We start from the raw sequence: 23,960 nt of genomic DNA, 5'->3' as shown, positions 1-23,960 counted from the left end.
TTATATCATACCATTACTTCACCACATTTTAAGCTTATTCTTACAAATTAAGAATGTTTGTTACCAAAATATTGGTAAATGAACAATATTATCACCATATATTGGGGGTAAATTCGGCTAATTTCGACATTTCTATTTTTTTTGCCATATAAATGTTAAAAATAACAAATATTTTACGATAAATAGTAATAGAGTATTTGCAGATTTATGCAATTCTCAAGATATAAAGGAGGTTAATTGAATATGAGAAGGAGCAGGCTGCGTTCGCAACATCACGTATCTCTCAAACCGCGCGTTTGCGGCTGGCTGGCTGTCTTGCTATTGCTGCCCTCTCTTCCTGTAAATGTTCACGCCGATGCACTGGCACGGCATGAGCAGGTAGGCAGAGACACTTATCTGGGCGGTTCGTATATTGAGCTGGGTATCTCCGAAAGTGGTACACTGGGCACATCCAGTGACAGCCCCGCCGGATTCCACCCTGGTCCGCTTCGTAAAACGATCGGACTGAATACCGATAGCGACGGTTATGATACAGGCAAGGAAATGACCAGCGGCGACTATGTGCTGCCGGGCAGTCCATCCGAAGGATTTACGGTCGGCTACCGTTCCGCGCCAAAAGCCAGTCCACAGAGCTTTACCAATGAAGAGCAAAACGGCAGTATCGAAGTACCCGGCACTACGGAAGATATTTCTACCGAAGAACAGCTCGCCGCCAAAACAACCGGCACCACGCTGGACAAAGCACTCGGAGTCGAACAGACGATTTCATTCAAGCCAGGAGACTCTTTTTATAAAACAACTATTCATCTCACCAACACCAGCGTAACCGCCTCCGTCTACGATGTTCATTATATGCGCTTCCTCGACCCTGATATGGATGCTGATCTGAATGGCGACAACAGCACCATCAACTGGGTACCTTCCAATCCACCACAAGATCCCGATGCGATTGCTGCGGCAATCGGCAACAAAAGCGATAATGTATTTATGTATGTAGCCAGCGACCCGCGCGCCCAGGCTTCCATCGGTTTCAGCCGCAATCCTTACAGTGAACCGGCATTTCGTGCAGACGGAGGCATCCACGTGGCTGCAGCAGCTTCGGATGACTGGCTGACACTGGCCTTTGACGCCGGTAATCTGGAGCCGGGCGAGACAACAGAGCTGGTCTTTTACAGCAGTGTAGACCCGGATATGAACGGCGCACTGGCTGCGATCCATGCGGATTACACCACTGCTCTGAATGATGCGCCAGCCGATGTTACACTTTCCGACGATACACTCACCTGGGATGCACAGCCGGGAACGGTCGTTGGGCAATTCTCTGCGGTGACCGAGGATACGTATGCACCGATCATCTATACTCTTGTTAACGGCGAGAATGACCGTGACAACAAGTTCTTTGCTATTCGCAACAACCGTCTGGAGATCGATGCACCACTGACTCCTGGCGTAAGCAGCTATTCGATCCGCGTACGTGCTACCGGACCAAAAGGCGGCATGCTGGAGAAGGCATTTACCATTCATGCCCAGGCACCGGACCGCAAGACCGAGCTGACTTCACTGTCATTGGTCAATGGCTCGCTTACTCCTATGTTCCAACGGGATGTAACTTCGTATGAAGCCAACATGAACGCCGGAGCAGAGGAAATAACCGTATTTGCCAGCGTATATGATCCGGATACCACCCTATCGGTAAATGGTGTAACTGTGACCGAGCAGGTATACGGCACCCAGCAGCTGAAATATTCCGAGCCGCTGAGCAGCAGCCTGACTGCCCTTGACCTGCAGGTGACTGCACCAAATGGCAAATTCAAAACGTATACGATCAAGGTAAATGCTGCTGCAGATACGCCAGTACAATCAGAACCTGTACCTGCACAGCCAGAAACTTCGGAATCGGCTGTATCCACACCTGTGCCATCAGCACCGGAACCGGCAGCTTCCACACCGGTCACTGCTGTACCGGCACCCACACCAACTTCTGACACCTATATCGCACCAGGGCCGCCGGTTACGATTACGTTCCCAATCATCCCTATGGTTCCGGTAGATCCGGGTGCACCTGCCCCTGTATTTGCAGGCGGCGGTGGAGGCGGAGGCGGCGCTTCCCGTCTGGATGATATTGTTCCAACCGGAGAAGCATCTTCCGAGGCAGCAGCCCCTGCCGCAGACAGCAAACGCAGCAAGTCCGGCAGTACCGCCAAAAAATCCGTAACAACCAGCGGATATATCCAGGGGTACGAGGATGGCACATTCCGTCCGGATCAGCAGGTTACCCGTGCTGAACTGTCTGTCATGCTGGAGCGCCTGCTGAACGGCAGCGAGTCGGTCAGTGCAGCGAGCACTTCCTTTAAGGATGTTCCTGCCACGTACTGGGCTTCCGGCGGTATCCAGCTGATCCAGTCCTACGGCTGGATGAAAGGCTACCCGGACGGCAGTTTCCAACCAAGCAAAGCCATGACCCGTGCCGAGCTGGCGTCTCTGATTGCCCGCTGGAAAGAACTCGATACAGCAGCGGATAGCAATTCCTCCGTACAGGCATCCGATCTGAATGGAACATGGGCTGCCGCTTATATCCAGCAGGTCGTAAGTGCCGGATGGATGCAGGGCTACCCGGATGGCAAGTTCTACCCGGACAAGCCAATCACCCGCGCAGAGATCGTTACTGTACTGAACCGTCTGCAGGATAGCTCTACAGACAATGCCACAACAGCCGCTTCCTGGAAAGATGTACCCGCGAAGCACTGGGCATATAATGCGATCAACAAGGCCTCTCATTAATATCTTTTGTATGTATAATTGATTGCAATCTTAAATGCACAATCACAAAAACCTCCTTTTCCCGCATGAATCCATGTTGGGGAAAGGAGGTTTTTTGGTGGGTTGAGTTTGGGGATGATTTGCTATATACAGACCGTTATCAAAGTAATTAACTGTGCTATTCCATGGTCCCGTACATTAAAAAATGCTGCAGCCGGCGGCCCAGTTCCTCGGGCTGATCCAGCCAGGGATAATGACCACAGTCTTCAATCGATATAAGCACTCCCTGTGGCAGTTTGTCCGAGAGCTGCCGCACCACTGAAACCGGCCTCGGATCATTCTCGCCGTGAATGCACAGCACCCGAACTGCCATACCGGCAAGTGCCTGCCGGAAAGAATCGGTCGCAAAGTAAGCACTAACGCTGTCTATCAGCTGACGGTTCACTTCATTATTTAGATACTGCCCGTCTACACGCGGCAGTTGGTCATATTGCTCCTGCCGCACCAGATCTGTCCTGACGCTGAGCTCGCGTATACGATCAGAGGTATGCTGCCACAGCTCTCCGGTCAGTGTACCCAATATGGAGCGCAGATGGATATACTCTTCCCGATCAACAGAATTCATGGCTGCCAGACGATTGATCCGGTACTGCTCATGCCATGCCGGATCAATGCCAGTGCCGGATAGATAGATCAGCGCATCCACACGGTGCGGATAATGAGCTGTATAAGCCAGTCCCAGTGAGGCGCCCCAGGAATGACCGCATATCATCCAGCGTTCCATCCCGAGATGTATTCTCAGCTGCTCCAGATCCTCTATAAATGTCTCCAAATCATAAGGACCTGTCTTCCCGGAGCGCCAGCTGCCGCGCTGATCATAACGAATCACTCGCAGCAGCCGCTGATCCAGCAGCGCAGAGACCGGCTCCATATAATCGTAGGCACCCGGCCCGCCATGCAGCAGTACAATCGGCAGGCCTGTTCCTTCATCCGTGTACCAGAGCGGTATTCCGTTAATCATGGCCATCATAGACTTACCTCCCAGCTCTCCCTTATGTACGAGTTGGATGCTGCAATCATTCTTTTTTGGAAAATGATCTTCGAGCAATGCATACCACCCGTCTTCTGCCTTACTCCGGGCGCCACTCCGGTGGCAGCAGCTGTACATACGGACGCTGGAGGAAGCGGTCATCAACCAGCAGCAGCAGGCCGCGATCCTGCTCGGTGCGGATCAGTCGTCCGCCGGCCTGCAGCACTTTGTTCATACCGGGATACACATAGGCATAATTGTACCCGCTGTGTCCGCCCTTGCTGAAGTGCTCGCGGATCATCTCCCGCTCCGGTCCAAGCTGCGGCAGACCGACGCCGACGATGATGACACCGGTCAGCCGGTCACCGGCCAGATCGACCCCTTCACTGAAAATACCGCCCATCACGGCAAACCCGGTCAGTGTACGCTTGTTGTCACTCTGAAAAGCATTCAAAAACCGGTCGCGCTCTTCTTCCGCCATATTGGACTGCTGAATCAGCACATCCGTATCCGCACCCAGCGTCTCGAATACGGTCACCACATCCTGCATATACTGATAGGACGGGAAAAAGGCCAGATAATTGCCCGGACGCTCATTGACCAGCTCGGCCAGCAGCCGGGCCAGTTCATCCCGGGTCTTTTCCCGGTCACGGTAGCGTGTCGACAGCGGCACAATCCGCACTTCCAGCTGCTCTCTGGAGAATGGAGATGGAATCGAGATATTATAATCTTCTTCATCCGCACCGAGCATATCCCGGTAATAGCCGATCGGTGACAAGGTAGCGGAGAAGTGGATGACCGAGCGATAGCCTTTGGCCGTCTGATGCAGCTGCAGGGACGGATCGATGCAGAACATGCGCAGCAGCACATTGCTGCCGTCCATCTCGGCATACGTAATATGGCTCTCCATATCGTAGATCCGCCCGATACGAAGAAACGCCTGCACGGCAAAATACGTCTCCAGCAGCTGATCCGTATCCCCGCTACCGCCCTGCTCCAGCAGCGTCACTTCCGCCCGGATCGTGAATTCTTCCAGTAGCTTGAAAATCTCCTCCGGCGCCTCCCGGCTCTGGATAAAGTTCTTCTCGCCCATCTGCTTGCGCAGCCGGATAAAATATGCGTTGACCGCACTGGCAATCTTGGACAGCGATTCCGAGGACTGCTGGTAATCCCTTTTCAGATCGAGAAAGTCCGACTTGTTCAGTGCTGCCGAGAACATGCTGCGTCCTCGGTCGACCAGATTATGTGCCTCATCCACGAGCAGTACGGTACTCTTGCGCTGATCATCCGTTACCCGCTTGAGCGACACACGCGGGTCGAATACATAGTTGTAGTCACAGATAACCGCATCCGAGGCATACGACGCATCCAGCGATAGCTCGAACGGGCAGACATTATGCTTGCGTGCATACTGCTCGATAATATCTCGGGTCATCATCGTCTCTTCGGTCAGCATATCCAGAATCGCCCCGTTGATCCGGTCGTAATAGCCTTCCGTATAGGCACAGTTCTCCCGTCCTTTGATCCCGTCAGCCGTGCAAAAGCAGACTTTATCCTTGGCGGTAATCGTCACCCCGTGCAGATGCAGCCCGTTATTTTGCATCCGGATCAGTGCATCTTCGGCATTGGCGCGGGTTACGGTCTTGGCAGTAATATACATGAGACGCTCGGCACGTTCATTGCCGATACTTTTGATGACCGGAAACAGGGTCGAGATCGTCTTGCCTGTACCTGTCGGCGCTTCGGCGAACAGATTGACCTGCTCGCCAATCGTCTTATAGACCGCTCCGGCAAACTGCCGCTGCCCGGACCGATAGCCCGAGAAGGGGAACGCCAGCTGTTCGATGCTGGCATTGCGTCTGCGGCGGTGCTCGGCCAGCATCTCGGCGTAGGGTGCATACCGGGCAACCGTATCCATGGCAAAGTCGACCAGCTGCTGGCGGGTACGGATACGTTCCAGCCGGGTTTCTTTGCCGCTGCTCTTATGCACATAGGTGAGCTGGATACGTACCTGCTCCAGCCCACGATCCAGAGCCAGCATGTAGCCGTACATCTGCGCCTGTGCCCAGTGTACCTCCCGTCCGTCGCCGATATCCTCGGCCGAGATGGAGGTGGACTTGATCTCGTCGACAGTCAGCAGACCATCCTCGTCGATCCATAGTCCATCACAGCGTCCCTCGATCCGGAACAGCAGATCATGATAGGGGATCTCTGTCTTGAGGTGTACCTCCTTCTCGCCCTGTTCTCCGTAGCCCTGCTGGATCTGCTTGTGGATGCGTGTGCCTTCCTGCATCGACTGGGCGACCCGGAATCCGGACTCGATGCTGCCTGTACGATAAACGTACTCCACCAGCGGACGGACAGGAATATCGATGATTGTTGTCATGTGGGTGTCTTCCTTTCATGGTGCCTGCTATATAGGTTCAGATGGTCTGTTTATGTTCGCGCTGTGTTCATGGTTCTTATTGTACTGTACCCTTTATTATCTCACAAAACGTCAATCCCGAGACGCAGGTGATCATTTATCATTAGAAATCGGCTGTTCATCTATTCACACGCATGGTGCCACTGACCTGCCGATTCCAATACGCACTTCCGGTACTGCTGTTCGACCGTATCGGATGTTTCTTATATAATAGCAAAAGATGGATAATATGGAATCGAGACCGATTGTGGATAAAAGAGCGCATGGTCGGTGTCCTGTCTGCAGCCTGCAGCAGTTCGTCATGCCCGGATTACATACAGCACCGATGATCTCAAGCACAAATGATCTACCACACCACCCTATATCATGTAGCAAACCACACTGCGTATTCATTCCTCTCCATTTACAATTGTAAGCGCAATCTTGAAGTGAAAAGGTACCGTTTCCATATATATTACAGCATCGGGTTTCAGGGAAATAACCGATGCATTCAAGGAAGGATGAAGACTGCTGCATGTTCCGACTTCGATTAAAGTTCCTGCTGCAAAACAAACAGACCCGGCTCATTCTGCTGCTGACCCTCTGTCTGTCGCTGCTGATTACCGCGATTGGACTGTTCTCGTATTCCCGCTACCGCCAAGAGCTGGACAGTGAGCTGAATACACCGAATATTGAACTGCTGCAGATCAATCTCGATGTGACCAACCGTGCTTTCCGCGAATCGGACAACAAGGCGGTTGATGCTTCCTTTCAGCCGGATGTACTGCAGTATATCCGGCTGGGTGAAGAGGCCAGCCCTGCACTGACAGCCACAATACAGCAGTATCTGCGTACCGCTGCCGCTGACCGGGAGATCCGGTCAATTGATCTGATCCGGTTCAGCGATCACAGCGTGATCTCCAGCGAATCCGGCTATAGCAGCTGGGACAAGGCACCCGACCGTACATGGACCGACTGGATTGAGCAGGTACGCAGCAAGCCGCTGCTGATCGAGCGCAGATGGCAGGGCACCGATCCCGATCAGGGAGAGACCGAGCTATTGTCGCTGGCACGGCCTGTACTTACCGGCAGCCAGGTCACCGGAGCGGTGCTGATTAATCTGGATTATGACCGGTTTTTCTCGAACTTTTATATTCATCTGTCCAGCTCGCAGTATGTATATGATCTGGATGGACGACTCATTTATCCCAAGCTAAGCAGCTCTGTTCCGGCGGATGGCATGCAGCAGGTACTCGCAGAACTGGGCGTACAGCCGTATGCCTATGTGGAGCTGAACGGGCAGAGCTATATGGCGAACCAGACGTTCTCCGATGTGACCGGATGGCGGCTCGTCTCCCTCGTCCCGACCGAACAGCTGCTCAAAAATGTAAAGCTGGCCCGCAATATGATGCTGCTGCTCTCGCTGATCTCCATCCTGATCGGCTGTGCAGCTATCTATTCCTACAGCTATGCGGCTTTTCGTCCGCTGCGCCGGATCAACCGATTGCTGCATCCCGAAGACCCGGACGGTTCAAGGCAGTCACTGTATGATCTGGAACCGGTGATCCACAAGCTGGTCGGTGACTTTCACAGCAAGGCACTCGTCGCCGAGCGCAGCCTGCCGGAGCTGCGGACCAAGTATGTACAGGATGTGCTGCACCGCAATATCGGGCCGCAGGAGATGCATAGCAAATGGGGGCAGTATTTCCAGGATTGGCAGCCGGGTCCGTCAGTGATCCTAGTCCTCTCGATCGACCGCTATTCGGAATGGTCTGCCGCCTACTCCGAGTCCGACCGGATGCTGCTAAAGTACGCACTCAATAATATGATGGCCGAGATTCTGGAGCCGTACTGGAGGACGGTCGGGATTACCGGAGAACAGGACAGCTTTATCTGGATGGTACAGTCGCGTCTGGCACAGACATCAGAAGAACGCCGAACGCAGCTGCAGCAGGATGTGCAGCGGATGATGACCATCGCCAGCGAACATCTGCGGCTGTCGCTGTCTGCCGGAATCGGTACGGAGATGCCGCATATCTCCGAGGCTCCCGTATCTCATCAGGAGGCCGCAGCAGCATTGTCCCGGCGTCTCTATCGGGGATATGGAGCGATCCACTGGCCAGATCATGAAGTCCATATGACGCAGGATGGGATGCCGGATGATAGCTGGCGGCGGGAACTGCTGCATGATGTGGAGCAGGGGGACAGCGAGACTGCAATGGTCTGGCTGCACCGCTGGTGCGAAGAGGTGCGCGTACATCAGCCGTCCCCTTCCGCTGTCCGGCTGATGATCCATCGGCTGCTGGAACAGCTCATGGACACCGCTGCCCGGCGGCATCTGTCCCTGCCCCCGGATATGGTCAATTACCATCATCATCTGTTATCCACGATGAATCTGGATGACATGGAACAATTGTGTGCCCGCACGATCACCCATCTGACCGGACAAATGGATATCCAGCGCAGCTCCCGCGAGCATCTGCTGGTGGAAGCGATCAAGCAGTACATGCAGCAGCATTTGAGTGAAAATATCGGTCTGCCGGATGTGGCCGAGCATGTGCAGCTGAGTGTATCTTCGGTCAGTGCCCTGTTCAAGGAACAGACCGGCAGCACAGTCTATGATTATCTGACCCGCTTGCGGCTGGATCATGCCTGTGAACTGCTGCGTGACAGTAATCTGCGGATTGCCGATATCGCCGCCCAGGTCGGCTACCAGAACGAGAACAGCTTTATCCGGACCTTCCGCAAGCACAAATCGATCACCCCCGGCAAATACCGTGAGCAGGTCTGATCCGGTTTGATCAGCGGCATGATATACATGCAGACAAGCTGCCGCGAGGCAATATGCAGATCGGCCAGAACATATGCAGATCGGCGAAAGCCGCGCGGTTCCGGGATTTTTGCAGATGATAACGAAGATTAACCGATAGATGATTCCCTTCATGGTGCGCTAGACTGAAGCTGTAACAGACGGCAAGATGGGCTCGCTGCTCTTGTCCGGATAGATCGGATGAAGTGGCAGCAGCCTGTTTATAACGGACCTGGTATACCGGACTCTGGCCTAGCGATGATCATTCGATCAGCAGCTGACGATGCCGACGGTATACTGCCGTCTGTCCGATCCGTACAGCGCGCATGGAGGTGAGCAACCAATTCTGCATACAGGTTCGGTCGACTGATTGGACCGATTCAGGACTGTGTCATTAAGGAGACGATACTGGAAATAATGGACAGACCGATGGAATGCAGTACCTGTTCCCTTATTATGAGCCTGTTCCGCGTATCCGCTTCCTGAATCGGCAATTAGAACACCGACCTGCAGCGAAGAGAGGGAGTTTGCCGTGACTACTGACAATCGCAGATGGCACCGCTGGAAAAAGTACAGCAGCCTCGCTGCCGGATTGATTGTTGTTGTTGGACTGGTTACTTTTTTTACCGGGCATTGGTCGGCTGTTCCGTTCTATGCCAAATCCGCGACCGATTATCCGTCCAAGCCGATTACGCTGGTCGTCCCTTATGCTGCCGGCGGCGGCACGGATATTACGGCACGTGCACTGGTCGAAGCTGCTCAGCCGTATCTCAGCCAGCCCGTGACGGTCATGAACCGTACCGGTGGCGGCGGCTCGATCGGCCTGATGGAAGGCGCCAATGCACGGGCAGACGGCTATACGGTCACCTATCTGGTCGCCGAGCTGACGACCCTGCCGCATATGGGTCTGCTGCCGATCACGTATGAGCAGTTCAAGCCGATTATCCAGACCAATTACGATCCGTCTGCCATCACCGTGCGGGCGGATGCACCGTGGAAGACCGCCGAAGAGTTTCTCGGCTACGCCCGTACCCATCCCGGTGAAGTGAAAATGGGCAATGCCGGTACAGGCAGCATCTGGCATCTCGCTGCGGCTTCGCTGGAGCAGGCCACCCATGTCACTTTCACCCATATTCCGTATGAAGGAGCAGGCCCCGCCGTATCCGCGTTGATGAGCGGATTTGTCGATGCTGTGCCGGTCAGTCCGGCTGAAGTAAAAACCTATGTCGATCAGGGCAAGCTGCGCGTTCTCGCCATCAATGGCAGCGAACGTTCACAGGCGCTGCCGGATGTGCCTACCCTGCAGGAAGCAACCGGTTATACGATGAATTTCAGCGGTACATGGCGGGGACTCGCCGTACCGGAAGATACACCCGATGAGATTGTCCAAATACTTGCCGATGCCTTCACCCGGGGCGCCGAGCAGCAGGAATTCAGACAGACGATGGCCGAACACGGACTCGGACTGCGTATCCGTGACAGCGAAGGCTTCCGCCAGCAGCTGCAGCAGAGTCATGATCTGTATGCTGAACTGATTCCCGAACTCGGGCTTAGCCGAAAATGAAAACGCTTCAGTGACAGGTCGGTAATCAGGAGAGGATTGGATTCTTATGAACATCAAGAAAACGATTGATAAAATACCGGGCGGCATGATGCTGGTGCCGCTGTTCATCGGTGCGCTGGTACACACCTTTACCCCTGGAGCAGGAGAGTATTTCGGTTCCTTCACCAAAGGACTGATGACCGGCACCGTGCCGATTCTCGCGGTATGGTTCTTCTGTATGGGCGCTTCAATTGACATACGCGCTACCGGTACCGTCCTTCGCAAGTCCGGTACCCTCGTACTTACCAAAATTGCCGTCGCCTGGGTCGTAGCGATGATCGCAGCCCAATTCCTGCCTGCCGGCGGCGTACAGACCGGATTCTTTGCGGGACTATCCGTGCTCGCGCTGATCGCGGCGATGGATATGACCAATGGCGGTCTGTATGCCTCGATTATGCAGCAGTACGGCACCAAGGAAGAAGCCGGTGCATTCGTGCTGATGTCGCTGGAATCCGGTCCGCTCGTCACGATGCTGATTCTTGGCAGTACCGGTCTGGCGGTATTCGAGCCGCATGCTTTTATCGGTGCAGTGCTTCCGTTCCTGGTAGGGTTCCTGCTCGGTAACCTGGATCATGATCTGCGCAGCTACTTTGGCAAAGCGACCCAGACGCTGATTCCCTTTTTCGGCTTTGCCCTTGGCTGTACGATTGACCTGAGTGTCATCGTTCAGACTGGTATGCTCGGCATCCTGCTCGGCGTTGCAGTAATCATCGTTACCGGTATTCCGCTCATCCTTGCCGACCGGTTTATCGGTGGCGGCAACGGTACCGCCGGTCTCGCTGCTTCCAGTACGGCAGGTGCAGCCGTCGCCAACCCGGTCATCGTCGCCAGCATGAAGCCCGAGTTCCTGCCGGCAGCACAGTCGGCTACCGCACTCGTCGCCGCTTCCGTAATCGTCACATCCATCCTCGTGCCAATCCTAACCGCCTATTGGGCCAAACATATGAACAAGAAACGGCAGGACATACAGCCGTCACCCAACCCGGAGACGGATGGCGAGATGAAGCTGCGGAGTGCGAAGGGGAACCTGTAAAATATTCTTATAACAACGTATTAATAGCGTTAAGATTTGAGGATCATCGATCCGCTGGTTACTTCTATCTGCCAATCGGTCCGATATGGACCCGGATCGCCGTCTTCTTTCTGTTATCCAGAGAGCCTGCCTATCCAGCAGGCTCTTTTTGATGCATTGCCTCTGCTATCACCCTATTATTATCGTCATTCATGTTTTGCGTAAACTTCTGTAAACAACCTTAATTTGATACTTTCACATCCACATATTCATATAGACAGTTATTCTCCCAAACAGGATAATAATCCCTGAAAATAGAAATGGAGGGAATACATATGAAAAAAACATTTGGCAAAATTATCGTCACCGCTGCACTGACAGCCTCCGCTTTCTCGGCAGTTATGCCAGCACCATCAGCTCATGCAGCTGTGATCAATCATGATGCCGTCATCGGCTTCAGCGAAGTAACTCCGGTAAACGATTCCCAAAAAGCGGCCAAAACTTTTCAGCCCTATCTGAAAGTATATAATGGCAGCGTGCCTTTCCCGGCTGTTGACGCCCAGGGCAATACCGGCGGCGGACTGGAGCCAACCGGATCTCCCAACGGACAGAGCAGCAAAAGCCCCGGACAGGTGTATGTACGATCGGCCTGGTATAACGGCTCCTGGGCAGTGATGTACTCCTGGTACTTCCCCAAGGATGAATCGTCGCCTGGTCTCGGACATCGGCATGACTGGGAATGCATCGTCGTCTGGCTGGATAATCCGGCTGTCGCCACTCCCAAAATCCAGTCCATCGCCTATTCCCAGCATGGTGATTTCAAGCAGGCCGCACCGAGCAGCAGCAATACCAGCGGCACCCATCCGCTGATCGGCTACCGGAGCGTCTGGCCGCTGAACCATGCGCTGTACAGCGTCAGCGATGTGGGCGGCACACAGCCTCTGATCAGCTGGGAAGATATGACCCAGGCGGCACGTAATGCATTGAATACGACCGACTTTGGCAAAGCGAACGTTCCTTTCAAAGATGCCAACTTTACCAGCAACCTGCAGAAGGCATGGTATAAATAATTTCCTATCTCCCCGCAATACAAAAAGAGTCTTTGCATATCGCAAAGACTCTTTTCTTCGTGGTTGGTATCCAACTTTTGCAGTTCTTCTTGTCACAGTGTGCTCTGACCCGTTATGAATCAAGGCTGTACCGGAATGGTAAAGTTCAACTCCGGCAGATAGACTTTTTTCCCGGTTTTGCTGTTGCCGTAGTATGGCTTGAACTTCACCGTGCTGGCTCCCTGGGAGATTTCGCCACTCAGCAGGGACACACGGTAATGAATCGTCTTGCCGTCTGCGCCCAGTTCGCCGCCGCCGATACTTTTCCATGTCTTGCCTTTGCTGTCGACTGCTTCAAAGCCCAGCCATTGATCATTGCTGCCCTTTGGCTGGTAGGCGGATGTCCATTCGGTACCGATCAGCATTGGAGAGTAATTGACCTGCTCCAGAGTAAGATTGTGCTGCTTGGTTGATTTGGTCTTGCCGTACTCCTTGACCGTTCCCTGACCCAGCTGCTCGGCAGTGATGGTATAGTCAAATGCCTGCGGCTTCTCCATGCTGCCCGTAATCAGGCGGATCTTCAATTCTTCGCCCGCAGGCAGAGAAGCTAGCTGGATCGCACCGGTCTCAAATACGCCTGTTTTCAGTGAAGGAGTGCCCATAGTCATTACGTCATTCAGCAGATTGCTGCCCTGATACGTCACGCTGTACAGTGCAGCCTGTTCCAGCGTCTTCAGTGAATCTCCTTTGTATTCGATATGCAGATGACCATCCACGAGAACGACACGGGTGAGGGTCAATGTCTGCTTGCCGTGGGTGACGCTCTGGTTGATTACCGGCGCTGCGGCGAGTGTATGAGCCTTGTCACTCTGGCTGGAGGAGGATTGTACCTTGGCCACGACAGGATGCTGTACGGGTGCTGCCTGTGCCTGCATGATATAACCGGAACTGAGCGTCACGCCTCCTACCATGGCTGCAGCTGCCAATCCCCATGCGCTGCGTTTCAGAATGTCTTTCATTGTATTTTTGTTGGATGTATTCATTAGTATTGCCTCCTGTATCGTTGTTTTTGTGATGTTACAACCGTTAGAGCAATCTCCCTCGGCAAAGGTTACCGGATACAGAATAAACTTTTCCTATCATCTCCATTTATTCTCTATATCGTCTGCATATGCATAAAAAAAAGCCGACCCATCGGGGTCGGCCTGGCAGCTTACTGGGTAGCCGGAATCGTGAAATTCAGCTCCGTCAAATATTTGTTCTGTCCGGTTGTCGCATCTTGATAATACGGCTTGATCGTAATGGTACGGGCAGAAGGTGTAATCTCTCCATCCATAAAGGCTACCTGATAATGGAGCCGATTATCGGCAGCATCCAGTTCGCCGCCGCCGATACTTTTCCATACATGTCCCTGATCATCTTCCGCTTCAAAACTAATCCACGGATCATTGATGCCAGCCGAAGACAATTCCACACTGACCATCAGCGGCGTATAAAGCACTTTATCCAGCTTCAGGGAGTGTCCGGTTTTGGATGCAGAGCGGGTATCCCCTACATTCAGCACTTTGCCCCGGCCGATCTGCTCGGCAGGAATCCGGAAATCAAATACAGGATTATTGGAAGTATGGTCAGCATCGGCTGCAGTATTACTTCCAGGCGATCCGGTAGTAAGGCGGATCTCCACAGCGGTCTGAGCAGGAAGAGAATCCGGCAGATCCACTGCTTTGGCTTCAAACACACCGGTCTGTTTGACCGGGTTGCCAAACGTCATGACACTGTTGACGTGCCCCCTGCCTTCGTACCGGATCGAATCCAGCGATACCTTTTCCAGTACTTCCAGGCTGTTCGCCCGGTATTCAATCTGCATATCTCCATCGATGAGCGAAGCTCTCGTAATGGTGATCGTCTCATCGCCATGGGTCACACTCTGATTAATTTCCGGTGCGACCGCTGCCGGATTGGGCGCCGGGACATTCTCGGCCGGACTCTTCGGTGCAGATTCAGGCTGTATCCAGCTGCCCAGTACCGGCACATTGCCGAGTGACCAGCCGGAGCTGCCACCGAGTCCGGCGGCAAAGATCATCACTGCTGCTGCGGTTCCGATACCTGCATACCACCAGCGGCGGGCAGCAGTACGCCTGCGTGAATGCTGTCGGTTATGACGTTTGCCTTTGCCATGTGTACCTGCTGCCGAATATTCTGTGCTTGGCTCCAGCTCAGCCGACGTATGGCTCATGATCTCCACAGCAGCAGGTTGATCCACATTCTCTTCTGCAGACTGCTCCGGCTGTGCAGCTGGCATCTCCATCCCCTGTATGCGGGCATAGGTCTGTTCCAGACGGGCACGGGATTGCTCGTTCAGCGGACGGTCCTGCTTTTGCTTTTCCTTATTCAGCATACGATCCAGCTCATCTGGTCTCATAATGTTGTCCCCTTCCCGGCTCATCGCTGAGCCAGTCCATTAATGTCTTGCGTGCCCGGTGCAGCCGGGTCTTCACGGCTTCCACCGACAATTCCAGTACGTCCGCAATCTGCTGTACCGGCATATCCTGAAAATAATGCATGGCGATCACCAGCCGCTGTGGTTCCGGCAGCTGGTGCACCGCCTGCTGTACGTCGATTCGCTCGTATTCATCAGTCTTCGCAGGCAGGCTGCTCCATTCATCCGTGACGACGACACGGGCGCCTTTGCGGGCGATATTATGACATTCATTGATCAGAATCCGGAAGATCCATGTCTCGAAATAATCCGGTTCACGCAAAGTGTGTATATTGCGAAATGCCTTGAGCATCGTCTCCTGTACCGCATCATCGCATTCATCGTCACTTCTCAGCATAGAGCGGGCCATCCGGTACAGCGGCCTCTCCATCTCACGCATCAGCTGGATAAACGCATCCTTCTCCCCGTTACGGGCAGCGAGTACGTCTTCCTTACGGGCATATTTCATATGGGCTATCCTCTCTCGATCCGCCGCGAACCGGTATCACCTGGGATAGTCGGTTGTGGCAGGATTTTCTGTACGGTAGTCTGCTCGAATGGCAGCTTGAATACCGGTTAGACTGCCCACCCCGGCGAAAGGTTACCGGGAGCAGGTAAATAATTAAGCTAAAAATGGGTTACTTCTATAATAAGAACTGCAGCTGCTCCTGCACTACATGTCATTCTTTCAGGAGGTTATATGGATTATGTTGAAATGACTCTGCTCGTTGTCTTTATTGTTGGTATTCTCATCATGGCATTCCAACGCATACGGCCAATATATTATTTCGTGTTCTTTCTGGCAATTTCAGCAGGTTTATTCATTTATCGTCTGTTCACTTATGATAATGTCTGGTCTGCTTTTTCGGATTCATTTGGCATGGTTTCCCTTATATTAGGAATAGCTGGTATTGCCTTCTGGGTACAGCATCGCCGGACAACTCGCCATAAAGGTTAATACAAAAAGGATGCTCCTGCACAGGTGCACCCTTTTGTGTATTTATATTCATATTATTACATAATCTCATATTCATTCCACTGCCATTTTAGGATAAAAAATATCAGACCATCTCTGCTTGTACCCCTACCTATCTGCCTCGTCCTCTACCTGGTCTCCATCATCTCTCTTGTAAACCGCAGCCACTCCCTCGCTGCAAACGACAAATAACGCTCACGATGCCAGATCACGCCCAGATGCCAGGGAATCACCGGCTGGACATTCGAGATAATGTGTATATTCCGTGGATTGATCTGATTGCAGATCGTCTCCGGCAGCAGCGCAACACCCAGTCCGGCGCCGACCATTTCGCTGATCAGATCCCACTGGGAACTCTCATAGATGATACGCGGCTGGAATCCCACCCGGATACACGCCTCAATAATCCGCCCGTGCAGCGTAAAGTCCTCACGGAAAATAACAAAGAAATCCTCGGCTAGCTCACTCATCTGTACTTCGGTCGCTCCAGCCAGACGGTGGTTGTTCGGCACAATCAGATTCAGCTTCTCCTCGGTAAACGAGAAATATTCCAGTATATTCTCTGTCACCGGCAGCACGGTCACCCCGATATCGAGCGATCCGTTCACCACATCACTCTCTACCTTTTTGCCGCCATCTTCGAACAGCTGGATCGTCACATTGGGATACATCTGGTGAAACCGGCCGATAATCTGCGGGAAAAAGCGCGACCCGATCATCGGCGGCAGTCCGATGCGCAGATGACCGCTTTTGAGATTGCGCAGATCATCCAGCTGGGAAGACAGGCTGTGAAAGGACTTGACGATATTCTGCGCCTGCTGCTCAATGACCTTGCCTGCATCGGTCAGTTCAACCGAACGCCCGACCCGGTTAAACAGCGGTGCCCCCAGCTCTTCCTCCAGAGAACGAATCGTCTTGCTGATCGTCGGCTGGGTGATGAATAAGGCCTCCGCCGCCCGGGTGAAGCTTCCAAGCCGGGCCACTTCAATAAAATACTGCAAATGACGAATATCCATGCACACACGCCTCCTATAGCCAAATGGAATACATTTCATGCCATATATGAATTTTACCTATGAAAGAAAGAGATGTAAACTTTCATATATAAGAAAAAGTTGCAAATGAAAGAAGGATCTCTTCTATGAAAAATATAGGGAAAGGCATTTTGCAGGTCGCTGTTCTGATGGCTTTCTCCGAACTGCTCAACTGGTTTGCGGACTGGCTGCATCTGCCGGTTCCCGGCAGTATTATCGGCATTGCACTGCTGTTCATCCTGCTGCAATCCGGAGTGATCAAGGTGGAATGGATTGACCTCGGAGCCAGCTGGCTGCTCGCCGAGCTGCTGCTGTTCTTTATCCCGTCTGCAGTCGGTGTGATGAATTACATCCCGATGCTGGAGCAGGACGGTGTCCGGATTATCGCTATTGTTATCTGCAGTACCATTCTCGTTATGGTCAGCTCGGGACTGCTGGCCGCCATTATGTCCAGACGAAAGGAGCGTCACGCCAAATGAATTCCATCCTGTTTTTGCTTGCTACACTGATCGTCTATATGGGAGCCAAAAAGCTGTACCGGCGTTTTCCGCGGGTCTATCTGTCCCCGCTGCTGACGACTCCGCTCGTACTGGTCATTGTTTTGCTGAGTATGCATGTACCATATACCCACTACAACGAAGGCGGACAATGGCTGTCCCGTCTGCTGCAGCCGGCGACGATCGCTTTTGCCGTACCGCTGTACAAAAATCTCAAAACCCTGCGCAAGCATGCGGTCGAGATTGTAGCGAGCGTACTGTTCGGTTCGATCGTTGCGGTCAGCTCGTCTGCACTGCTGGCCCATTTGATGCACCTGAATCATGACCTGATGGGCAGCATTATTCCGCGCTCCATCACTACGCCAATTGCGATGAACGTATCTCAGGCGATTGGCGGCGTACCGACCATTACCGCCATCTTCGTAATCATTACCGGATTGATCGGCAGTATAATCGGACCTTACATTGTCAAATGGCTGCGGATTGACGGTGAGATTGCGCGCGGTATTCTGTTCGGTACCGCCGCACATGGAACCGGTACTTCCAAAGCGTTTGAGCTAAGTTCACTCACCGGTACCATTTCCAGCATTTCGATGATATTATCTGCGTTATTCACACTGGCTGCCACACCGATTCTTGCATTGATTATGCTGCCCTGAGCAAGGGCGGCTTTTTTTGTATACAACATACAGAATGTATTGCCCAATCGGTTGATTCCTAAGATTTATTCTTCTTATTATACGTAATTATGTATATTTATTCTAAAACATAAAATATAAGCTTCTAAGGTACAACTGCTATTTATGACCAAAATTAACAAATCGCGTTTGAAATTATTAGGAGATATTGCCGAAAACATCGTAAATCCCTCATTTTCCCTCTTTCTTTATGCGCATATATTTGGACTTTTTCGGTTATATTTATACATAGTCATTTGCCAAAGATGAATTCGGTGCTAATATTGTTGTATATTTATATAAAGGATCTTACAGACTGATTCTATCACATCCAAACTGAACAAGCGGAGGACCTTTATTATGAAGAAAACCGGCATGGTACGTCAATTAGATAGCCTGGGACGAATTGTGATTCCCAAAGAAATTCGGGATACGATGGAGATTGGCATTAGCGATCCGATGGAATTTTTTATTACGGAAAAAGAAATCATTTTCCGCAAGCACAAAGGCATCCAGTGCATTTTCTGCGGCAGCTTCGATGATCTTGTGTATTACAAGGACCAATTCATCTGCGGCGGCTGTGCAGGCCAAATGGGTGACGAGTCTATGCATACACCGCTGGACGAGATGACCGAGCCGCCTGCTTCCCAGCGTAATCTCCATTCATCTCTGCGCAAATCGCGCAACAAACGGGGGGAAATGATGAACAAGGTGGAAGCCGCCATGCAGGAAAACCCTGGCGCCACCCAGAATGAACTGGCCCGTATTCTCGGTATCTCCCAGAGCCGGGTCTGCCAGATTCAAAAAGAACTGCGTGCCGGCCATCATCAAGAACACTGATGATCCGGCTCATGTCGGCAGCTCCACTTCGTCAATAAACGGATTGAAAAGCGTCAATCCTCTTTTATTTGTATAAAAGAGGGTTGACGCTTTTGCATGAATATGAGAATCGGATTCGGCATTACCGGTCCTCTCGCCGTTATTATGGACAGATACAGCATACTGCCGCAGTGCTGATCTTACTGCTTGACCCAGTATTCGCTGCCGTCTTCCTTGCGGTCCATGTATCCGTATTCGATCAGATAGCGGCGCAAGGTGACATAGTCGGAGTAAGCCTGCTCCAGCAGCTCGTTTACTTGCTTTTCCGTATAGGTACGGCCGGGTTCGAACCTTTTCATCAGATGGCGCAGAATGACAATTTTCCGTTTTTCCCGGCGCGGGAAATCGATGAGCGGTCCATCCGGTCCTTCCGGAAAATACTGCTGAAGCAGCGAGTCATTCTCCTGCTCGGTAATCGCATACCGTTCATCCAGCATCGTCGCTGTCCGGTGAATCGGTATAAAAGGCGACGGGTCCTGCTGCTGCTGTTCCATCAGCTCCATGATCGCCAGGAAGATTCTCGCCTGCTTGGCTTTCTCCCGCAGCGCGAAACGATGATTGCGGATCGTCGACTTGCTGCTGCCTGCCTCTGCGACAATCTCCGTATCACTCTGACCTTCGTAAAAAGCCTCCACCAGACTGCTCTGCAGCTCGGTCAGACCGGTCCATTTCTTGTCCAGTGTCAGCAAATAGTGGAACATGGACCCATGCTGGCGACGGATATGCATCTGCATATACCGCTCCGCTTCGTAAAAGCAGCCGTCCTCGGCATAGATCTGCCCTTTCTCAAATACTTGACCGTCGATCAGGCACACAAAGCCGCCAAACGGCCCGGCCTGCACATCTTCCACATACCCTCTTTTCAATTCGTCCAACGAAGCTTCCCAGAAGCGCTCCGATAATTCCTTGTCCTTTTTCACTTTGTTCATCTGTTTGTTCCTTTCTGCTGCCCTCTATTACCTATCCATGATATCCAACAAATGGAGAATTCATCTATTCATTTCTTAGACATTATATAAATACACATGATTATATTCAATCCCCATCCATGCCGGTCTCTGCCGATGGGAGATTCGGACGCCTCCTCAGGCTGCTCTCTTAGGCTGCTCTCTTCTCCTCATCCGGTTGTGTAGTGCGAAGAACGAACGGCAGCAGCACGAGTGCTCCTATAACAATCAGACCGCCGCTGAACAAATATACCGAAAAAAGAGAGAACGATTCCTTGAAATAGCCAGAGATCAGCATCCCTGTGACCATCATACCCATAAAGACCGGCATCATCGTACCGGTTACGCGCCCGATAAAAGCAGTCTCTGTATTCCGTATCATCAGCGTCTGAATGCCACCCTGGATGCATGGATAAAAGAAACCGCTGATCGCCAGCAGCGCAAATGTCAGAATCATTTGCCGGGAAGCTCCAATCCCTGCTGTACAGACTGCACTCACCAGCAGGCCGACGATCAGCATCAGGTGCGGCTGCATCTTCCGGGCCAGGCCGGTAATAATAATGCCGCCCGCCAGCATGGCTGCTCCATTGACCATCAGAAACCATTGCAAAAAGGATTTGTCCAATCCAAGCTGCTCAATAACCAGAAAAATCTGCAGCGGCTGCGTGAGTCCCGAAGCCAGACCAACCGCTGCAAAAGTCAGACTCAGCGTACGGAGCGAACGACTGGAGCGGATATAATGCAGTCCGTCTCTCAGTTCATGCCTGAATCCCTGCCTGTCTGACTGCTCTACCTGCTGCTGATCTCGCGGAAGCCCCAGCAGAATACAGGAGGAGCCAAGAAACAGCAGCGCGGTTACAATCAGCGTTACATCAATTCCAAACCGGATAAAAATAAATGTACCGACAGCCGGTCCCAGAATGGTAAATATGGCAATCAGCGACTGGGACAGCGACATCACCGCCTGCAGCTGTGCTTCGGGCACATGCCGCTTGTACAGCTTCATCGCGGAAGGCTGGGATAACTGGGACAGGCTCGCAGAGATGAATGATCCGACGAGCAGCATGACCCATCCGCCTTGGAGTACGAGCAGCCATACAGCGACTACGGATAAGGCAGATAGCAGATCGCTCCATACCATGGTACGTCTCGGCTGCCAGCGATCCGCCAGCGTCCCGCCAATCAGGGCAAACAGAAAAATCGGTGCAAATTCAGCGACCGAAATCAAAGAGACATCTATCGGATTGTTGCCGGTCGTCTCTGTGACATACAGCAGTACTCCATAATTGCGAATCCAGATCCCCAGCTGCAGCAGCAGCCGGGACAAAATAATGGTGCGGACATAGCGATTGGCTAACATATCAATACCCCATCTCTTCAAGAAGCCGGGCGAGAATCCGCAAACGCTCCCCGATGAGATATCCGTTTTCTTCCAGAGCACGCTGGAAATCCTGTATGTCCCCGTCAATCCCGCTGTTATCCGTACAGATCCCTACCGACAGTGCCGCTCCCTGCAAAGGAATACGGTCGAACACCGGATGCTCCGGGTCATACAACTGCTCCTGTCTGTACGCTTCCTGAAAATAATCAAGCGACCGGCAGATCAGAATGGATGCATCCAGAATCCGGTGAATCGGCCACTCCGATAAAAGCCCCTCCTTCTGAGCTGTGGCATCACGCCATAGCTGCGCCACAATATCCGCCCTGCCGTCCATGCGTCCTGTCTGCAGACCAAGCGACAGCTGCTCTACCTCCTGCTGACCAGCCTGCTGTCCATCCACCTGGTCATAATTAGCCGACAAGATGACCGGTCTGTGCCTTGAATCCTTCATCTCATTGATATCCTTCATATTGTTCTCCTCCCTAACGCTGCATACGACAATACATCCAAACACAATTGTCATTCGTCTATTTATTGTATAGATTAATTTATAATAATCTACATTTATATTAGACATTATATTCAATGATCTACCAATTTACAAGACAAAACAAAAAAATACCCAACCACAGCGTTTACGTCTGTGATCGGGTATTGGGAGGTGTGAAAATTTATAAAGAAACGATAGGAAGATTCGCAAAGCTTAGTCCTTCCGGATATAAAGGTCTACATTATGCTTGCAAATGTTTTGGACAGCGTCCAGCTTCATGCTGCCAATCAGGAAGTATGCACCGAGCGGTTCGATACGCCTTTGGATGCGCCGGAAGGTCTGGACAGTGAATATAGTGCACAGCAGAATGACAATACGACAATCGCCGCGCCTACCCAGGCATTCATGGTAACCGAACCGGTATTTTTGATTACGATACCGCCAAAGGCTGAACCGATCGCAATCCCGATCTGCAGTGCCGAGAAATTAAAGCTCTGCTGGATATCCGCCGTCTCCGGCGCATGCTGGATCAGATAGCTCTGCTGTGCAGGCGACAGCGCCCAGCTGAGGGCGCCCCAGATGAACAGAACAACCGGGAATACCCAGATCAGCTTGGCCGACATCGGCAGGACGAACATCGCCAGGGCGAAGACGCCAATTACGATCAGTATACTCTTGGTACTGCCCAGACGGTCGGACATTACGCCGCCGATCATACCGCCGCTAACCGCAGCCAGACCGAAGACAAAGTAGACCACGCTGATCCAGTACGCATTCAGATGCATCGTTGTCTGCAGGAACGGCGTCAGATACGCATACATCGTATAGTGACCAGCCAGCATCAGCAGGGTCACCAGATGGGCACTGATGACTTTGCTGTTTTTGAGAGAAGCGAACTGTGCCTTGAGCGGCATGATCTCCTCGACCGGGATATGATCCAGGAACATGTAGATCACGACCATCGCTACCAGCGTCAGCAGGGCGATCACGAGGAACAAAATGCGCCAGCCGAGCGCTTCTTCGACCAGTACGCCGATCGGTACGCCCAGCACGATCGAGGAGCTGATCCCCATCGAAATAATACCGATGACTCGTGCGCGGAACTCCGGTGCGACGATTTTCACGGCAATCGTCAGCGACAGGGTCACGATCAGCGAACCGCTGGCTGCGGTCAGCATCCGTGAGAAGAACAATACTTCATAGTTGGGACTCCAGCAGGCGATCAGACTGCCTACGGTAAAGATCAGCATCGACCAGAGATACAGCGATTTGCGCTCCACTTTGGAAGTGAATGCGAGCAGAGTCGGTCCGGCAATCGCGTACACCAGCGCATAGATCGTAATTAGCTGGCCCGCTGTGCCGATCGACACGTTCAGGTCACTCGCAATCTCCGGCAGCACACCGCCGATGATCAGTTCAATCAGGCCGACCGTAAAGGTGGCAATTGTGAGGATAAATACTTTGAAATTCAAGCCGTCTCTCTCCTTTGTGTAATAGTAGGTTGGCTGTCCGGCAGGTGAGCGCCAGCGCAGCGGCAACGAACGAGAACACTGGAACAGTGCGAGCCACAACAAAAAAATCCTGATTACAACAGGACACGCGGGCTGCGCATCATCTTGTAATCAGGATTGTTCGGTTCCTGGTAGAGACCCTCAAACCATATTATTGAGGTTATACAATGATGTATCATCATTTATTCCAGTCGTCATTCAGTTGGTGGTACATGATGCACGTGGGCATCAACGTTATATACATTAACAGATTGAAAATGGTATTTCAACAGGGTTTTCGGTATTATTGAAAATAATACATGGTGAGGGCGTTATCGTGCTGCGAGTTATGGATTGAAGTGATGGTATTGCTGGGCATCATCCACTCCGGCAAGGAATAAGGACACGTCCTCCGGTGGAGCCCGGAAATCTACGAACGGGGA

General features: G+C 52.2%; 19 protein-coding genes and 1 riboswitch. Of the genes, 9 read left to right on the top strand and 10 right to left on the bottom strand.

All coding sequences use genetic code 11. From position 1 onward, the window contains the following. Positions 1-243 precede the first annotated feature (243 nt). On the top strand, positions 244-2,781 hold the full coding sequence (locus WH45_RS22695) for an S-layer homology domain-containing protein (RefSeq protein ID WP_052723575.1): 2,538 nt from the start codon (positions 244-246) through the stop codon (positions 2,779-2,781). Positions 2,782-2,938: 157 nt separating this feature from the next. Here WH45_RS22695 and WH45_RS22690 read toward each other — a convergent pair whose 3' ends face one another. Then, positions 2,939-3,790 carry an alpha/beta fold hydrolase gene (locus WH45_RS22690; RefSeq protein ID WP_052723574.1) on the bottom strand — a complete coding sequence of 284 codons (852 nt, stop codon included), beginning with the start codon at positions 3,788-3,790 and terminating at the stop codon, positions 2,939-2,941. A gap of 100 nt (positions 3,791-3,890) precedes the next feature. Then, positions 3,891-6,176: an ATP-dependent DNA helicase gene (locus WH45_RS02040; protein WP_046212712.1), complete on the bottom strand. Its 2,286-nt coding sequence runs from the start codon at positions 6,174-6,176 to the stop codon at positions 3,891-3,893. Between the two features lie 553 nt (positions 6,177-6,729). Here WH45_RS02040 and WH45_RS02035 point away from each other — a divergent pair. The 4 genes from WH45_RS02035 to WH45_RS02020 all read left to right on the top strand — a co-directional run bounded on the left by WH45_RS02035 (position 6,730) and on the right by WH45_RS02020 (position 12,688). Next, a complete protein-coding gene (locus tag WH45_RS02035; protein ID WP_200897647.1) occupies positions 6,730-8,985 on the top strand; it encodes a helix-turn-helix domain-containing protein in 2,256 nt (751 codons plus the stop codon). A gap of 550 nt (positions 8,986-9,535) precedes the next feature. Continuing rightward, complete coding sequence (locus WH45_RS02030; protein WP_046212711.1) at positions 9,536-10,567, top strand: tripartite tricarboxylate transporter substrate binding protein; 1,032 nt, start codon at positions 9,536-9,538, stop codon at positions 10,565-10,567. Between the two features lie 46 nt (positions 10,568-10,613). Further along, a complete protein-coding gene (gene kdgT, locus WH45_RS02025; RefSeq protein WP_046212710.1) occupies positions 10,614-11,639 on the top strand; it encodes a 2-keto-3-deoxygluconate transporter in 1,026 nt (341 codons plus the stop codon). A 380-nt stretch (positions 11,640-12,019) separates the two neighbouring features. After that, positions 12,020-12,688 carry an NPP1 family protein gene (locus tag WH45_RS02020; RefSeq protein ID WP_235338229.1) on the top strand — a complete coding sequence of 223 codons (669 nt, stop codon included), beginning with the start codon at positions 12,020-12,022 and terminating at the stop codon, positions 12,686-12,688. Between the two features lie 119 nt (positions 12,689-12,807). Here the strand turns inward: WH45_RS02020 and WH45_RS02015 are convergent, their stop codons facing one another. The 3 genes from WH45_RS02015 to WH45_RS02005 all read right to left on the bottom strand — a co-directional run bounded on the left by WH45_RS02015 (position 12,808) and on the right by WH45_RS02005 (position 15,615). Continuing rightward, positions 12,808-13,710, bottom strand: a complete 903-nt coding sequence (locus tag WH45_RS02015; RefSeq protein WP_046212708.1) for a DUF4179 domain-containing protein — start codon at positions 13,708-13,710, stop codon at positions 12,808-12,810. Between the two features lie 170 nt (positions 13,711-13,880). Further along, positions 13,881-15,089, bottom strand: coding sequence for a DUF5643 domain-containing protein (locus WH45_RS02010; protein ID WP_046212707.1), 1,209 nt, complete (start codon positions 15,087-15,089; stop codon positions 13,881-13,883). Continuing rightward, positions 15,076-15,615, bottom strand: coding sequence for an RNA polymerase sigma factor (locus WH45_RS02005; protein ID WP_046212706.1), 540 nt, complete (start codon positions 15,613-15,615; stop codon positions 15,076-15,078). Before WH45_RS02005 ends, WH45_RS02010 begins: the two co-directional genes overlap by 14 nt. A 231-nt stretch (positions 15,616-15,846) precedes the next feature. On the opposite strand from WH45_RS02005, the gene WH45_RS02000 reads away from it, so the two are divergent. Continuing rightward, positions 15,847-16,104, top strand: coding sequence for a hypothetical protein (locus WH45_RS02000; protein WP_046212705.1), 258 nt, complete (start codon positions 15,847-15,849; stop codon positions 16,102-16,104). A 146-nt stretch (positions 16,105-16,250) separates the two neighbouring features. On the opposite strand, the gene cidR is transcribed toward WH45_RS02000, so the two are convergent. After that, positions 16,251-17,138 carry a cidABC operon transcriptional activator CidR gene (gene cidR / locus WH45_RS01995; RefSeq protein WP_046212704.1) on the bottom strand — a complete coding sequence of 296 codons (888 nt, stop codon included), beginning with the start codon at positions 17,136-17,138 and terminating at the stop codon, positions 16,251-16,253. A 125-nt stretch (positions 17,139-17,263) separates the two neighbouring features. Between cidR and WH45_RS01990 the strand changes: the two genes are divergently transcribed. From WH45_RS01990 to WH45_RS01980, 3 genes are all read left to right on the top strand, one after another. Then, positions 17,264-17,635, top strand: a complete 372-nt coding sequence (locus WH45_RS01990; RefSeq protein ID WP_046212703.1) for a CidA/LrgA family protein — start codon at positions 17,264-17,266, stop codon at positions 17,633-17,635. Next, positions 17,632-18,312: a CidB/LrgB family autolysis modulator gene (locus tag WH45_RS01985; RefSeq protein WP_046212702.1), complete on the top strand. Its 681-nt coding sequence runs from the start codon at positions 17,632-17,634 to the stop codon at positions 18,310-18,312. The genes WH45_RS01990 and WH45_RS01985 overlap by 4 nt, the downstream gene beginning before the upstream one ends. A gap of 378 nt (positions 18,313-18,690) precedes the next feature. After that, on the top strand, positions 18,691-19,170 hold the full coding sequence (locus WH45_RS01980; protein ID WP_046212701.1) for an AbrB/MazE/SpoVT family DNA-binding domain-containing protein: 480 nt from the start codon (positions 18,691-18,693) through the stop codon (positions 19,168-19,170). A gap of 179 nt (positions 19,171-19,349) precedes the next feature. Here the strand turns inward: WH45_RS01980 and WH45_RS01975 are convergent, their stop codons facing one another. From WH45_RS01975 to WH45_RS01960, 4 genes are all read right to left on the bottom strand, one after another. After that, a complete protein-coding gene (locus WH45_RS01975) occupies positions 19,350-20,138 on the bottom strand; it encodes a DUF2087 domain-containing protein (protein ID WP_046212700.1) in 789 nt (262 codons plus the stop codon). Positions 20,139-20,307: 169 nt separating this feature from the next. Then, positions 20,308-21,516 carry an MFS transporter gene (locus WH45_RS01970; RefSeq protein WP_046212699.1) on the bottom strand — a complete coding sequence of 403 codons (1,209 nt, stop codon included), beginning with the start codon at positions 21,514-21,516 and terminating at the stop codon, positions 20,308-20,310. A 1-nt stretch (position 21,517) separates the two neighbouring features. Next, positions 21,518-22,006 (bottom strand): DUF6530 family protein, encoded by a 489-nt coding sequence (locus tag WH45_RS01965; protein ID WP_046212698.1) that lies wholly within the window; start codon positions 22,004-22,006, stop codon positions 21,518-21,520. Between the two features lie 308 nt (positions 22,007-22,314). After that, positions 22,315-23,499 (bottom strand): MFS transporter, encoded by a 1,185-nt coding sequence (locus WH45_RS01960; protein ID WP_046212697.1) that lies wholly within the window; start codon positions 23,497-23,499, stop codon positions 22,315-22,317. A gap of 127 nt (positions 23,500-23,626) precedes the next feature. Beyond that, positions 23,627-23,726: riboswitch (purine riboswitch) on the bottom strand. Positions 23,727-23,960: the final 234 nt, after the last annotated feature.

Source organism: Paenibacillus wulumuqiensis (assembly GCF_000971965.1).
In the GTDB taxonomy this organism is placed as follows: Bacteria; Bacillota; Bacilli; order Paenibacillales; family Paenibacillaceae; genus Saccharibacillus; species Saccharibacillus wulumuqiensis.
Note: the sequence above shows the minus strand (reverse complement) of the source record. Positions and strands in the feature narration are given on the sequence as shown.